This window comes from Microbacterium sp. K35 (assembly GCF_004794375.1).
Taxonomy (GTDB): Bacteria; Actinomycetota; Actinomycetes; order Actinomycetales; family Microbacteriaceae; genus Microbacterium; species Microbacterium sufflavum.
Window position 1 is genome coordinate 1 of record NZ_SSDM01000018.1, and the last position, 13,574, is coordinate 13,574.

The window sequence follows — 13,574 nt, forward strand, 5'->3', positions numbered from 1 at the left end:
CGCGGCGATTTCGTCCGCACGGGTATGAGCCAGGAGGGCATCCGATGAGCGCCATCGCCGACACCACCACCGCGACCGGCACCCTGGAGGCGCGGAATCTGGTGAAGGACTTCACCCTGCGCTCCGGGTTCCGCACGAGTGTGTTGCATGCGGTGAAGGACGTGTCGTTCACGATCGAGGCCGGGAAGACGGTCGCGCTGGTGGGGGAGTCGGGGTCGGGGAAGTCGACGATCGCACGGATGCTGATGAAGCTGGAGACGCCCACCTCCGGGTCCATCCTCCTCGACGGTGTCGAGTCGGGCACCCGGGGTCGGGGGTTGGAGCGGTACCGGTCGGATGTGCAGATGGTGTTCCAGGACCCGTTCGCGTCGTTGAACCCCTTCCACACGATCGTGCATCACCTGGAGCGTCCGATCCGCCTGCACCACCCGAAGCTGTCCGGGACGGCGGTGCGGGCGCGGGCGATCGAGCTGCTCGAACGGGTCCGGCTGACCCCGGGGGAGAGCTTCGCCGAGCGCCGCCCGCACGAGCTGTCCGGCGGGCAGCGGCAGCGCGTCGCGATCGCGAGGGCGCTGGCCCCAGGGGCACGGTTCATCGTCGCCGACGAGCCGGTGAGCATGTTGGACGTGTCGATCCGGCTCGGGGTCCTGAACCTGCTGGCCGAGCTGCAGCGGGAAGAGAACCTGGGCGTGCTGTACATCACCCACGACCTCGCCACAGCCCGCCACTTCTCCGATGAGATCATGGTGCTCTACAAGGGCGACGTCGTCGAACGCGGACCCGCCGACCAGGTCATCCTCCACCCCCAACACGACTACACCCGCACCCTCCTCGGCGCCGCCCCCGAACCCGAGAACCTCGGCCGCCTTCGCGACCACGTCCGCGCTGAACTCGGCATCGCCTGAGTCGGTCGCGGGGAAGGAACACACACCATGGCACAGATCGACCCAGGCACCTCGGCATGGCTGCGCACCAGGAACGATCGCGAAGCGCTGCGACTCATCCTCGAGCACGGCCCGCTGACCCGCACGCGACTCGGCGAGCTGTCCGGGATGTCGAAGCCGACCGCCACGCAGATGATCGCGCGACTCGAGCGCGCCGACCTCGTGCTGCCGGTGGGGGAGGTCGCGGGCAGTCGCGGCCCGAGCGCGGTGAGCTGGGGCGTGCGGACCGACCGGGTGGCGGGGGTCGCGGTGAGCATGCTCGACGGCAGCATCCAGGCGACGCTCGTCGACGCCACCGGCCAGGAGCATCCGGTGGTCGACCTTCCGGTGATCGGCGAGGAACGCTCGCCCGAGCAGGACATCGCGCGCGCCGTCGATGCCGCATGCGCCGCCGCCGGAGCCGACCGCGACACGATCGAGGCCGTGACGATCGGCGTGCAGGCCGCGGTGGGTCAGGGGCAGGACACCCTGTCGCTCACGGACTCGCTGCCGGGGTGGCCCGCGACGGGCGCCAGAGCCCGGATCGAGGCCGCGCTCGGTGTCGCGGTGACGCTGGAGAACGACGTCAACCTCGCCACGATGGCCGAGCGTGCGGTCGGCGTGGCCCAGGACGTCGACAGCTTCGCGTTCCTCTGGGCGGGTGTGGGCCTCGGTGTCGGCGTCGACCTGGGCGGCACCATCCACCGCGGCGCGCACGGCAGTGCCGGGGAGATCGGCTACCTGACCGTGGCCGCCGGCACCGGTCAGCCCGGAGCCGTGACCACGGATCTGCTCGGCTCGCAGGTGATCCTCGACCTCCTGCCCCCCGACGACGACGGCCTCGCCGCACTCGCGCTGCACGACGAGGTGCTGCGGATGGTCGCCGACCGCATCGCGCTGACCATCGAGCCCGTGCTGGTCGTGCTCGACCCCGCCCTGATCGTGCTCGGCGGGCCGACCAACCTCGCGGGAGGACAGCGGCTCGCCGAGCTCGTGGCCGAGCGTGCCGCGGGAGAGGAACGGCCGACCCCGGAGGTGCGCCTGAGCGGAACGGGCGACAGCGCCGTGCTCCTCGGTGCCCGCCGGCTCCTGGTCGAGCAGATCCGCACGATCCTCGAAGACCGCATCCCCACCGACTGACGCCCACCGGGCACCCGCCCGAACAAGGAGGACAGATGAAACTCGCCATCGTCGGCGGAGGATCGACCTATACGCCGGAGCTGATCGACGGGTTCGTCCGGCTGCAGCGTGAACTGCCGATCGAGGAGCTCGTGCTCGTCGACACGGATCCCGACCGCCTGAGGCTCGTGGGCGGCATCTCCCGCCGCATGATGGCGCGGGGAGGGCATCCCGCGCGACTGCTCACGACCACCGACCTCGCGGCGGGTGTGAGCGACGCCGACGCCGTGCTCATCCAGCTCCGCGTGGGCGGCCAGGACGCCCGCGAGCAGGACGAGAGCTGGCCGCACGACGTCGACTGCATCGGGCAGGAGACCACGGGCCCCGGCGGACTCGCGAAGGCGCTGCGCACGGTCCCGGTGGTGCTGCGCATCGCCGACGTCGTGCGTCGCCACGCCAAGCCCGAGGCGTGGATCGTGGACTTCACCAACCCGGTCGGCATCGTCACCCGCGCCCTGCTGGAGGACGGGCACCGCGCCGTCGGACTGTGCAACGTGGCGATCGGCTTCCAGCGGCGTTTCGCCGAGGAGGCCGGAGTCGCGCCCGACCGCGTCACCCTCGCCCACGTGGGGCTCAACCACCTCACCTGGGAGCGCGGCGTGTACATCGACGGCGTCGACCAGCTCCCCGCGGCCCTCGCGACGCGGGGGCGAGAACTGGCCGACACGGTCGAGCTCCCGCCCGCCCTGCTCGCGCAGCTCGGCGTGCTGCCCTCTTACTACCTGCGGTACTACTACGCGCACGACGAGGTGCTGCACGAACAGCGTCACCACGCGACCCGCGCGGTCGAGGTGCGCGCGATCGAGCACGAGCTGCTGGCGCTCTACGCCGACCCCTCCGTCGACACCAAGCCCGAGATCCTCGAGCGGCGCGGCGGGGCGTTCTACTCCGAGGCGGCCATCGAGCTGCTGATCGCGATCCGCGGGGGCGCCGAGGTGCCGCGCGTGGTGAACCTCCGCAACGACGGGGTACTGCCGTTCCTCCCCGACGACCACGTGATCGAGGTGCCCGCCCGGTATCGCGACGGTCGCTTCCTCGCCGAGCCCGTGGCGGCACTGCCCGACGACATCCGCGGACTGATCTCCGCGGTCGCAGGCTACGAGCGGCTCGCGCTCGACGCGGCGACCGCCGGCGGGCGTGACCGCGTGCTGCGGGCGATGCGTGCGCACCCGCTCGTCCTGCAGCACGAGCGCGCCGAGAAGCTGACCGATCTGCTGCTCGCCGCCAACGCGCGATACCTGGAGTGGGCGTGACCCGCGGCGACCGGAACCGGCTCGTCCTCGCGGCGGACGGCGGCGGCTCCAAGACCGACGTGGTGCTGCTCGACACCGCGGGAGAGGTGCTCGCGTGGGAGCGCGGGACCGGGTCGAGCCCGCAGATCGACGGACTCGCCCCGTCGGTCCGCGTGATCGACGGGCTCGTGCGGCGCGCCCTCGGCCACCGCGACCCGCGTGACCTCGACGTCGTGGGGCTGTACCTGTCCGGACTCGACCTCGCGGAGGAGATCGCGGCGTTCCGTGCGGCCATCGCGCCGCTGCCCTGGTCGCCGGGCGCGATCGTGGAGAACGACCTGCACGCACTCCTGCGCGCCGGAACCGACGCGCCGGACGCCGTCGCCGTGATCTGCGGCACGGGCATGAACGCCATCGGGGTGCGGGCGGATGGGGCGCAGGTGCGCTTCCCCGCGTTGGGCCCGCTCTCGGGCGACTGGGGCGGGGGCGCCGAACTGGGCGACGCGGTCGTATGGCACGCCGCACGGGCCGAGGACGGCCGGGGACCGCACACCCTGCTGGTCGAGCGGCTTCTCGCCGCGGTCGACGCCTCCTCGGTCGCCGCGCTCATCGAGGACGTGCACCTCGGACGACGGCCGGCTCAGGCCTTCGCGGCTCTCGCACCGCTGCTGTTCGAGGCGGCGGCCGCGGGGGACGAGGTCGCACGGCAGGTGGTGCGGCGTCAGGCGGACGAGGTCGTGGCGTTCGTGCGCGCCTGCGTCGACCGGCTCGGGCTGCGCGCGGTCGAGCTGCCGGTGCTGTTCGGCGGCGGAGTCGCACGAGGCCGAGACCCGCTGCTGCTCGCGAGCATCCACGCGGGGCTTGCGGAGCACGCGCCCTCGGCGCGGCTGGAGATCGTGGACGCGCCGCCTGTGCTGGGGGCGGCGCTCCTCGTGCTCGACGCCGCGGGGGCGGAGGCGACCGCGAAGGTACGCGCCCGCGACCACCTCAGCTCGGATCTTCGGCACGCGGCCGAACCCGTCGTGGCGCGCTGAGACCGCCCTCGCCGCAACGGGAACGGGCGCCGCGACCGAGTGGTCGCGGCGCCCGTTGCGGTCGAACGATCAGCCGAGGGTGACGGCCGAGCGCAGCAGCGTCGCCTGCTCCGCGGCGTGCACCTTCGACGATCCGGTCGCGGGCGAAGCGGACGCCGGGCGCGAGATCGGACGGAACGTGCGGTCGCCGGGGACATCCGCGAATGCGAGCGCGAGGAACGGCCAGGCGCCCTGGTTCTCCGGCTCCTCCTGCACCCAGACGAGCTCGGCGTTCGGGTAGGAGTCGGTGATGGCCTTGAGCTCGTCGATCGGCGTCGGGTACAGCTGCTCCAGGCGCACCAGGGCCACCTCGGGGTTCGGGTTCTTCTCCAGCTCGGCGCGCAGATCCCAGTGCACCTTGCCCGAGTGCACGAGCACGCGCTTGACGGCCGAACGGTCGAGACCGCGGTCGTCGTCGATGACCGGCTCGAAACGGCCCTGCGTGAAGGCCTCGACCGGGCTCGTCGCCCCGCGCAGGCGCAGCATCGCCTTCGGGGTGAACACGATCAGCGGCTTGCGCGGACGGGCGTAGGCCTGGCGGCGCAGCAGGTGGAAGTGCGAGGCCGGGGTCGACGGACGCGCGACGATCATGTTCTCCTGAGCGCACAGCTGCAGGAAGCGCTCGATGCGGGCGGAGGAGTGATCCGGTCCCTGGCCCTCGTAGCCGTGGGGGAGCAGGAGCGTGACGCTGGACTGCTGACCCCACTTCTGCTCGGCGGCGGAGATGTACTCGTCGATGACCGACTGGGCGCCGTTGACGAAGTCGCCGAACTGCGCCTCCCACAGCACGAGCGCTTCGGGCGCCTCGACCGAGTAGCCGTACTCGAATCCGAGCGCGGCGTACTCGCTGAGCAGGGAGTCGTAGACGAAGAAGCGGCCCTGCGCGTCGGACAGGTTCGACAGCGGCAGCCACTCCTGGCCGTTCGCGCGGTCGTGCAGCGCGGCGTGGCGCTGGACGAACGTGCCGCGGCGCGAGTCCTGTCCGGCGAGCCGCACCGGGGTGCCCTCGACCAGCAGCGACCCGAAGGCGAGGAGCTCGCCGAAGCCCCAGTCGATGTTGCCGTTGCGGCTCATGTCGAGGCGCTTCTCCAGCAGCTGCTGGATCTTCGGGTGCACCGTGAAGCCCTCGGGCTTGTTCACGAACGCGTCACCGATCAGCTGGATGACCTCGGCGGGGACGCCGGTGATCTCGGGTGCGCCCACCTGGTCCTCGACCGGCGGGAGCTCGGGCGCGATCGGCGTGGCACCCGTCTCGGCGGCGTGCGTCTCGGCGAAAGCGATCTCCAGGCGGTTCTGGAAGTCGGCCTTGGCCTCGTCGTACTCCTCCTCGGTGATGTCACCGCGACCGACCAGCGACTCCGTGTACAGGCGGCGCACCGACCGCTTGGCCTGGATGAGGTCGGTCATGAGCGGCTGCGTCATCGACGGGTCGTCGCCCTCGTTGTGACCGCGACGGCGGTAGCAGACCAGGTCGATCACGACGTCGCGGTGGAAGCGCTCGCGGTACTCGAACGCCAGCTGCGCGACGTGGATGACGGCCTCGGGGTCGTCGCCGTTCACGTGGAAGATGGGCGCCTGGATCGTCTTGGCCACGTCGGTCGCGTACACCGAGGTGCGGGCGTCGCTCGGGGTGGTCGTGAAGCCCACCTGGTTGTTGACCACGACGTGGATGGTGCCGCCCGTGCGGTAGCCGCGCAGCTGCGACATCTGCAGGGTCTCCACGACGACGCCCTGACCGGCGAAGGCCGCGTCGCCGTGCACGAGGATGGGCAGCCAGGCGAACGTGCCGATCGGCTTACGGTCCTGCTTGGCGCGGACGATGCCCTCCAGCACGCCGTCGACGGTCTCGAGGTGCGAGGGGTTGGCGGCGAGGTACACCGGGAGCGAGGAGCCGTCGTCGGCGACGAACGTGCCCTCCGTGCCGAGGTGGTACTTCACGTCGCCGGAGCCGCGCTGGTTGCCGGGCATCTGCGTGCCCTCGAACTCCCGGAACACCTGGCCGTAGGTCTTGCCGGCGATGTTGGTCAGCACGTTGAGGCGGCCGCGGTGGGCCATGCCGATCGCCGCGCCCTCGAGGCCCGCGGTCGCCGCGCCCTGGAGGATCTCGTCGAGCAGCGGGATGAGCGACTCGCCGCCCTCCAGCGAGAACCGCTTCTGGCCGACGAACTTCGTCTGCAGGAAGGTCTCGAACGCCTCGGCCTCGTTCAGCTTGCGGAGCACCCGCAGCTGCTCGTCGTGGCCGGGCTTCTGGTACTTGACCTCGACCTTCTCCTGGAACCAGCGGCGCTGCTCCGGGTCCTGGATGTGCATGTACTCGATGCCGAGCGTGCGGCAGTACGAGTCGCGCAGCACGCCGAGGATGTCGCGCAGCTTCGCCACGCGGCGCCCGCCGAAGCCGCCCGTGACGAACTCGCGGTCGAGGTCCCAGAAGGTCAGCCCGTGGCTCTCGATCTCCAGGTCGGGGTGCGAGCGCTGCACGTACTCGAGCGGGTCGATGTCGGCCATCAGGTGGCCGCGCACGCGGAAGGAGTTGATCAGCTCCTGCACGCGGGACTGCTTGTCGACGCGCTCGGCCAGGTCGACCGCGATGTCGGGGTTCCAGCGGATCGGCGCGTACGGGATGCGCAGCGCGGCGAAGATGTCGTCGTAGAACCCGCGCTGCCCGATCAGCAGCTCGTGCACCTTCTTCAGGAACTCGCCGGACCCTGCGCCCTGGATGACACGGTGGTCGTAGGTGCTGGTGAGCGTGATGGTCTTGCCGATCGCGAGCTCGTTGAGCGTCTTCTCGCTCGCGCCCTGGAACTCGGCGGGGTACTCGAGGGCGCCGGCGCCGATGATGCAGCCCTGGCCCTTCATGAGACGCGGCACCGAGTGCACCGTGCCGATGCCGCCAGGGTTGGTGAGCGACACCGTGGTGCCCTGGAAGTCGGTGGCGGTGAGCTTGTTGCCGCGGGCGCGGGTGACCAGGTCTTCGTACGCGGCGAGGTACTCGGTGAAGGTCATGGTGTCGGCGCGCTTGATGCTCGGCACCATGAGGGCGCGCGTGCCGTCGGGCTTGGGCAGGTCGATCGCGATGCCGAGGTTGACGTGCGCGGGGGCGACGACGGAGGGCTTGCCGTCGACCTCGGCGTAGAACACGTTCTGGCTGCGGAACTCGTCGAGCGTGCGGATGAGCGCCCAGCCGATGAGGTGCGTGAAGCTGACCTTGCCGCCGCGCGTGCGGGCCATGTGGTTGTTGATGACGATGCGGTTGTCGATCATCAGCTTGGCGGGGACGGTGCGGACGCTGGTCGCGGTGGGGACGGTGAGCGACTCGTCCATGTTCGCGGCGAGGGTCTTGGGCAGACCGCGCAGCGGCGTGACCTTGTCCTCTTCGGAGGACTCGACCGGCTCCTTCGACTCGGGCTTGGGCTTCGGCGCCTGCGCGGGGATCGGGGCGGCCGCGGCGGGCTTGGCCGTCGTGCGGGCGACGGGCTGCGCACCGATCACGGGGATGGGCGCGGTGACCGGATGCGCGGGTGCGGCTGCGGTGTCAGCCGGAGCGGATCCCGTCGCGCTCGTCCCGGCGGCGGTGGCCTCGGAGTGGTACTGCTCCAGGATGGGCCACCACTCCTTGTCGACCGAGTCGCGGTTCTCCTTGAACTGCTCGTAGAGCTCTTCGACGAGCCAGGAATTGGCTCCGAACCCCCCGTCGCCACCGACGCCGGTCACCTGGTTCGACACGCTCTATCGCCCTCTTTCATCGCTGAAGATCTTCGGTGCGGAGGCACGACGCAGGAATGCGTTCGGGCGCGCACACTCTCGACCACCAAGCCTAACCTGTTTCGCCCGGGTAATCGTCGAAGCCACCCGCCCGCGCCGTCCCGATCTCGGTACCGTGGAGGCATGGAGTTCTCAGGCGCGCAGCCCACCGTCGATCTGACCTATTCGGACGTCTTCCTGGTGCCGCGCCGGTCGGGCGTCACCAGTCGGCTCCAGGTCGATCTGGCCCCGCACGACGGCACCCCGGCGACCCTGCCGCTGGTGGCCGCGAACATGAACTCGGTCACCGGGCCCCGCCTCGCCGCGGTGCTCGCCCGGCGCGGTGCGCTCGGCGTGCTGCCGCAGGACCTCCCGCTGCAGGAGCTCGACGCGGCGATCCGCGATGTGAAGAGCCAGCCCGTGCTGTGGGACACGCCGATCGTGCTGCCCCCGCACGCCACGGTGGCCGAGGCGCTGCGACTGCTGCCGGCCACCAGCGGTCACGGGATCGTGGTCGCCCAGGGGTCCGGCCCGATCGACGTGGAGCGGATCCTCGGCATCCTGCCGGCGACCCGCCTCGCGACCGCCCTCCCCGACGCGCAGCTGGGCGACCTTGTCCACCGCGGCAGCCCGTCGATCGACGCCGACGACATCGGCTCGGAGCGGCACGCGTTCGACGTGATCACCGAGGCGGACGTCGACATGGTCACCGTGGTCCACCATGGGCACCTCGTCGGCACGCTGAGCGCCCGCAGCGCCCTTCGCGCCACGCTGTACCGCCCCGCCGTCGACGCGGACGGACGACTCGCGGTGGCCGCGGCGGTCGGCATCAACGGCGACGTCGCCGCGAAGGCCCGCGCGCTCGCCGGTGCCGGGGTGGACGTGCTGGTGCTCGACACCGCCCACGGCCACCAGGAGGGCATGCTCCGCGCACTGCGCACGGTGGCCGAGCTCGGCCTCGGCCTCCCGATCGTCGCGGGCAACATCGTCACGGCCGACGGCGTGCGCGACCTCGTCGATGCGGGGGCCACGATCCTCAAGGTCGGCGTCGGCCCCGGCGCGATGTGCACGACGCGCATGATGACCGCCGTGGGGCGCCCGCAGTTCTCGGCAGTGCTGGAGACGGCGCAGGCCGCCCGCGAGGCCGGAGCGCACGTGTGGGCGGACGGGGGAGTGCGCTACCCGCGCGACGTCGCTCTCGCACTGGCAGCCGGCGCGGCCTCGGTGATGATCGGCTCGTGGTTCGCCGGCACGATCGAGGCGCCGGGCGAGCTGCAGCGCGACGCGGAGGGCCGCCTGTTCAAGGAGTCGTGGGGGATGGCGTCGACCAAGGCCGTGCAGGCGCGGTTCGAGCGCCTCGACGCATACGAGCGCGCCCGCAAGGAGCTGTTCGCCGAGGGCATCTCCTCCTCGAAGATCTACCTCGACCCGCTGCGGCCGGGTGTGGAGGACCTGCTCGACATGATCACGTCCGGCGTGCGGTCGTCGTTCACGTACGCGGGTGCCGCGACCGTGCCGGAGTTCTACGAGCGCGCGCTGGTCGGCCTGCAGTCCGCGGCCGGCTACGAGGAGGGCAAGGCGCTGCCGGTGAGCTGGTAGCACGGGCGCGGTCATGGCGGCGTTCTGTAGAATCGAGCGCACTATGGACGACCCCCCCAGTTGCCGAACATCGCCCCACCGTCCCGAACTCTCCGCGGAGAGGAATAGCTGATGGATTTCATCATGTTGGGCGTGGGGCTCCTGCTCACGGTCGGCACCGGCCTCTTCGTCGCGAGCGAGTTCGCCCTGGTCAATCTCGACCGGGCCGAACTGGAGGCGCGACAGGCCCGGGGCGAATCCCGGCTCTCGCTCACGATCAGCGCTCTCAAGCACACCTCGACGCACCTGTCGTCCGCGCAGCTCGGCATCACGCTGACCACGCTGCTCACCGGTTACACGATGGAGCCGGCGCTGTCGAACCTCCTGCGCCCGACGCTCGTCGCCTGGAGCATCCCCGAGGCCGCGGTCGCCCCGATCGCGACCGTCGTGGCGATGTTCGTGGCCACGGTGCTGTCGATGATCCTGGGTGAGCTGGTCCCGAAGAACTTCGCGCTCGCGCTGCCCCTGGCGACCGCGAAGCTCGTGATCCCGTTCCAGACCGCGTTCACGGCCGTGTTCAAGCCCGCGATCGTGGTGCTCAACGGCAGCGCGAACGGCGTGCTGCGCGGCATGGGCATCGAGCCCAAGGAGGAGCTGTCCGGCGCCAGGAGCGCGGAGGAGCTGTCGTCTCTGGTACGCCGCTCCGCGAGCGCCGGGCTGCTGGAGGCCGACACGGCGACGCTGCTCGACCGCACCCTGACGTTCTCACGCCTCACGGCCGCCGACGTGATGACGGCCCGTCCGAGCATGCACGCGATCGCCGCGGGCGACTCGGTCGACGACGTGATCCAGCTCGCGCGCCGCACGGGCCACAGCCGCTTCCCGGTGTTCGACGAGGACCTCGACGACATCACCGGCGTCGTGCACCTGAAGGCCGCGATCGCCGTGCCGCGGGAGCGGCGGGCCGAGGTGCCCGTCGGCGCCCTGGCGACCGAGCCGCTGCGCGTGCCGGAGACCGCCCACGTCGACGCGCTGATCTCCGACCTCCGCGGCCGCGGCTACCAGCTGGCCGTCGTGGTCGACGAGTACGGCGGCACGGCGGGCATCGTGACCCTGGAGGACCTGGTGGAGGAGCTCGTGGGCGAGGTGTCCGACGAGCACGACCGCACGCGGGCCGGCATCATCCGCAACCGCGACGGGATCACGTTCCCCGGCGAGCTGCGCCCCGATGAGCTGCGCAGCCGTGCGGGCGTCGACGTGCCGGAGGGCGACGTGTACGACACCGTGGGCGGCTACGTCATGAGCGTGCTGGAGCGCGTGCCGGTCGTCGGCGACGAGGTGCCGCTGGAGAGCGGCACGCTGCACGTCGTCCGGATGGACGGCCGCCGGGTGGACCGGGTGCGCTACGTGCCCAGACCGGACTCCCTCGAGGCCGAGGAGGTGTCGCGATGAGCGATTGGGTCGGCCTCGCCTGGCTGGTCGTGCTGCTGGCGGCGAACGCGTTCTTCGTCGGCGCGGAGTTCGCGGTGATCTCCGCGCGGCGCTCGCAGATCGAGCCGCGCGCCGAGCGCGGGTCCCGGGCCGCGAAGACGGCGCTGTACGCGATGGAGCACGCCACGCTCATGCTCGCGACCTCGCAGCTGGGCATCACGATCTGCTCCCTGCTGATCCTGAACGTGTCGGAGCCGGCGATCCACCACCTGCTCGCGGTGCCGATGCACGCGCTGGGCTGGGCCGACGGCGCGGTCGACGTGGTCTCGTTCGTGATCGCGCTGCTCGTCGTCTCGTTCCTGCACGTGGTGTTCGGCGAGATGGTGCCGAAGAACCTGGCGTTCTCGGTGCCCGACCGCGCGGTGCTGATCCTCGCGTCGCCGCTGGTCTGGATCTCGAAGGTGTTCATGCCGGTGATCTGGCTGCTCAACGCGGCAGCCAACGGCGTGCTACGGCTGTTCCGCGTCGAGCCGAAGAACGAGGCGGCCTCGACCTTCACGCTCGACGAGGTGGCCACGATCGTGAGCCAGTCCCGTCGCGAGGGCGTGCTGATGGACACCGCGGGCACCGTGACCGCCGCCGTCGAGTTCACCGACAAGAAGGCGCGCGACGTGGCGGTGCCGCTGGGCGACCTCGTGACGCTGCCGCAGACCACGACGCCGGACGACATCGAGAAGGCCGTGGCCCGCTACGGGTTCTCGCGCTACGTGATCGTCGACGACGAGGACACCCCGATCGGGTACGTGCACCTGAAGGACATCCTGCGCGCCTCGGAGGGGCCGGACGCGGACACGAAGGTGCACGAGCCGATCCCGGGCAAGCGGATCCACCACATGGTCCCCGTGCAGGAGGACACCGACCTGGAGGACGCGCTCGCCGTGATGCGACGCGCCGGCCGTCACCTGGCGAAGGTGCGCGACTCGGCGGGCGAGACGACGGCGGTGCTGTTCCTGGAGGACATCCTGGAGGAGCTCGTCGGTGAGGTGCAGGACGCGACGCGGCGCGTGCGCGGGCACTGACACCACAGCCGTCCAGCGCGAAGGCCGCCGTTCCCGATGGGGCGGCGGCCTTCGTCGTCGAGAGGCGGTTCAGCGCCAGCGGGCGCGCTCGTACTGCGGCGGCCACGCGACCTCGGCACCGAGCTCGTGCGCCGCACGCAGCGCGAAGTGCGGGTCGCGCAGCCACTCCCGACCGGCGAAGATCGCATCCGCCGCGCCGTCGGCCAGCACCTGCTCGGCATGTGCGGCCGCGGTGATGAGGCCGACCGCCGACACCGGGATGCGGCCGCCCTGGCGCACGGTCTCCGCGAGCGGCACCTGGTAGCCGGGCGACACGGCGATGCGCTGGTGCGCGACGAGCCCGCCGCTGGACACATCGATCAGGTCGGCGCCGTGCTCGGTCGCCCACGCCCCGACCACTGCGGCCTCGTCTGGCGTGAACCCGCCCTCGGCGTGGTCGGTCGCCGAGATCCGCACGAACACCGGGACGTCGTCGCCGGCGGTCGCGCGCACGGCGTCGAGCACCCGCAGCAGCAGCCGGGCACGGTCGTGGAGCGAGCCGCCGTACTCGTCGTCGCGGTGGTTCGACAGCGGCGACAGGAACTGGTGCAGCAGGTAGCCGTGCGCGCCGTGCAGCTCCAGCACGTCGAATCCGGCGTCGAGCGCGCGCCGGGCCGCCGTGGCGAACGCCTCGACCACGCGGTCGATGCCCGCCGCGTCGAGGGCGACCGGATCCGCGAACCCGTCGAAGGCCACGGCGGACGGAGCCACGGTGGTCCAGCCGCCCTCGGTCGCGGGCACGGAGCCGCGCTCGGGCGCCCACGGCCACCATGTCGACGCCTTGCGACCCGCGTGCGCGAGCTGGATGCCGGCGAGCGAGCCCCGGTCGTGGATCGCCCGGACGACGGGGGCGAGGGCGTCGCGCTGCTCGTCGGTCCACAGCCCGAGGTCGCGCGGCGAGATGCGACCCTCCGGCACCACGGCGGTGGCCTCGGCGACGATCAGCCCGGCGCCGCCCGAGGCGAACTGCGCCAGGTGGGCGTGGTGCCACTCCTGCGCGACGCCGTCGAGGGCGCTGTACATGCACATCGGGGAGACCCACAGGCGGTTGCGGAACGTGGTCGAGCGGATGGTCAACGGGGAGAAGAGGAGGCTCACGGTTCGACGCTACCGGGGCTCGGGAGGCGGCGGGGCCGCCCGCTAACGTGGAGGCATGAGCGAAGCGCGCGAGTGGTCACGCGGCGACACGGCCCGGTTCGTCCGCGCCGCGACGCGCGACGACGACAAGTACTCGCGCGGCGTGGTGGCCCTGCGCACCGGTTCGCCCGCGTACCCCGGGGCCGCCGTGCTCGGGGTACG

At 71.6% G+C, this 13,574-nt stretch carries 9 protein-coding genes; 7 read left to right on the forward strand and 2 right to left on the reverse strand.

The genetic code is table 11. The annotated features are described in order from the left end of the window. Positions 1-44 precede the first annotated feature (44 nt). From DW299_RS00210 to DW299_RS00225, 4 genes are read left to right on the forward strand one after another with little or no spacing between them, the layout of a single operon-like run. Positions 45-905, forward strand: coding sequence for an ABC transporter ATP-binding protein (locus DW299_RS00210; protein ID WP_136035226.1), 861 nt, complete (start codon positions 45-47; stop codon positions 903-905). A 27-nt stretch (positions 906-932) separates the two neighbouring features. Beyond that, positions 933-2,063 (forward strand): ROK family transcriptional regulator, encoded by a 1,131-nt coding sequence (locus tag DW299_RS00215; RefSeq protein WP_136030857.1) that lies wholly within the window; start codon positions 933-935, stop codon positions 2,061-2,063. Positions 2,064-2,098: 35 nt separating this feature from the next. Then, the gene (locus tag DW299_RS00220) at positions 2,099-3,355 is read left to right on the forward strand and encodes a family 4 glycosyl hydrolase (protein WP_136035227.1); all 1,257 of its coding nucleotides are present in this window, start codon (positions 2,099-2,101) and stop codon (positions 3,353-3,355) included. After that, positions 3,352-4,368: an N-acetylglucosamine kinase gene (locus tag DW299_RS00225; protein ID WP_136035228.1), complete on the forward strand. Its 1,017-nt coding sequence runs from the start codon at positions 3,352-3,354 to the stop codon at positions 4,366-4,368. Before DW299_RS00220 ends, DW299_RS00225 begins: the two co-directional genes overlap by 4 nt. Positions 4,369-4,437: 69 nt before the next feature. On the opposite strand, the gene DW299_RS00230 is transcribed toward DW299_RS00225, so the two are convergent. Beyond that, positions 4,438-8,130 (reverse strand): multifunctional oxoglutarate decarboxylase/oxoglutarate dehydrogenase thiamine pyrophosphate-binding subunit/dihydrolipoyllysine-residue succinyltransferase subunit, encoded by a 3,693-nt coding sequence (locus DW299_RS00230; protein ID WP_136030864.1) that lies wholly within the window; start codon positions 8,128-8,130, stop codon positions 4,438-4,440. 162 nt (positions 8,131-8,292) lie between these two features. On the opposite strand from DW299_RS00230, the gene guaB1 reads away from it, so the two are divergent. The 3 genes from guaB1 to DW299_RS00245 all read left to right on the forward strand — a co-directional run bounded on the left by guaB1 (position 8,293) and on the right by DW299_RS00245 (position 12,236). Further along, positions 8,293-9,747: a GMP reductase gene (gene guaB1, locus DW299_RS00235; protein ID WP_136035229.1), complete on the forward strand. Its 1,455-nt coding sequence runs from the start codon at positions 8,293-8,295 to the stop codon at positions 9,745-9,747. Between the two features lie 111 nt (positions 9,748-9,858). Beyond that, positions 9,859-11,178: a hemolysin family protein gene (locus DW299_RS00240; RefSeq protein ID WP_136030868.1), complete on the forward strand. Its 1,320-nt coding sequence runs from the start codon at positions 9,859-9,861 to the stop codon at positions 11,176-11,178. Next, on the forward strand, positions 11,175-12,236 hold the full coding sequence (locus DW299_RS00245; protein ID WP_136035230.1) for a hemolysin family protein: 1,062 nt from the start codon (positions 11,175-11,177) through the stop codon (positions 12,234-12,236). The genes DW299_RS00240 and DW299_RS00245 overlap by 4 nt, the downstream gene beginning before the upstream one ends. 69 nt (positions 12,237-12,305) lie before the next feature. Here the strand turns inward: DW299_RS00245 and DW299_RS00250 are convergent, their stop codons facing one another. Next, the gene (locus DW299_RS00250) at positions 12,306-13,373 is read right to left on the reverse strand and encodes an NADH:flavin oxidoreductase/NADH oxidase (RefSeq protein ID WP_136035231.1); all 1,068 of its coding nucleotides are present in this window, start codon (positions 13,371-13,373) and stop codon (positions 12,306-12,308) included. Positions 13,374-13,574: the final 201 nt, after the last annotated feature.

What these genes read in the sequence shown, in the direction of transcription:
- guaB1 (WP_136035229.1), top strand. Translation starts at nt 8,293, where the DNA reads ATGGAGTTCTCAGGCGCGCAGCCCACCGTCGATCTGACCTATTCGGAC.
- DW299_RS00220 (WP_136035227.1), top strand. Translation starts at nt 2,099, where the DNA reads ATGAAACTCGCCATCGTCGGCGGAGGATCGACCTATACGCCGGAGCTG.
- DW299_RS00210 (WP_136035226.1), top strand. Translation starts at nt 45, where the DNA reads ATGAGCGCCATCGCCGACACCACCACCGCGACCGGCACCCTGGAGGCG.
- DW299_RS00240 (WP_136030868.1), top strand. Translation starts at nt 9,859, where the DNA reads ATGGATTTCATCATGTTGGGCGTGGGGCTCCTGCTCACGGTCGGCACC.
- DW299_RS00215 (WP_136030857.1), top strand. Translation starts at nt 933, where the DNA reads ATGGCACAGATCGACCCAGGCACCTCGGCATGGCTGCGCACCAGGAAC.
- DW299_RS00245 (WP_136035230.1), top strand. Translation starts at nt 11,175, where the DNA reads ATGAGCGATTGGGTCGGCCTCGCCTGGCTGGTCGTGCTGCTGGCGGCG.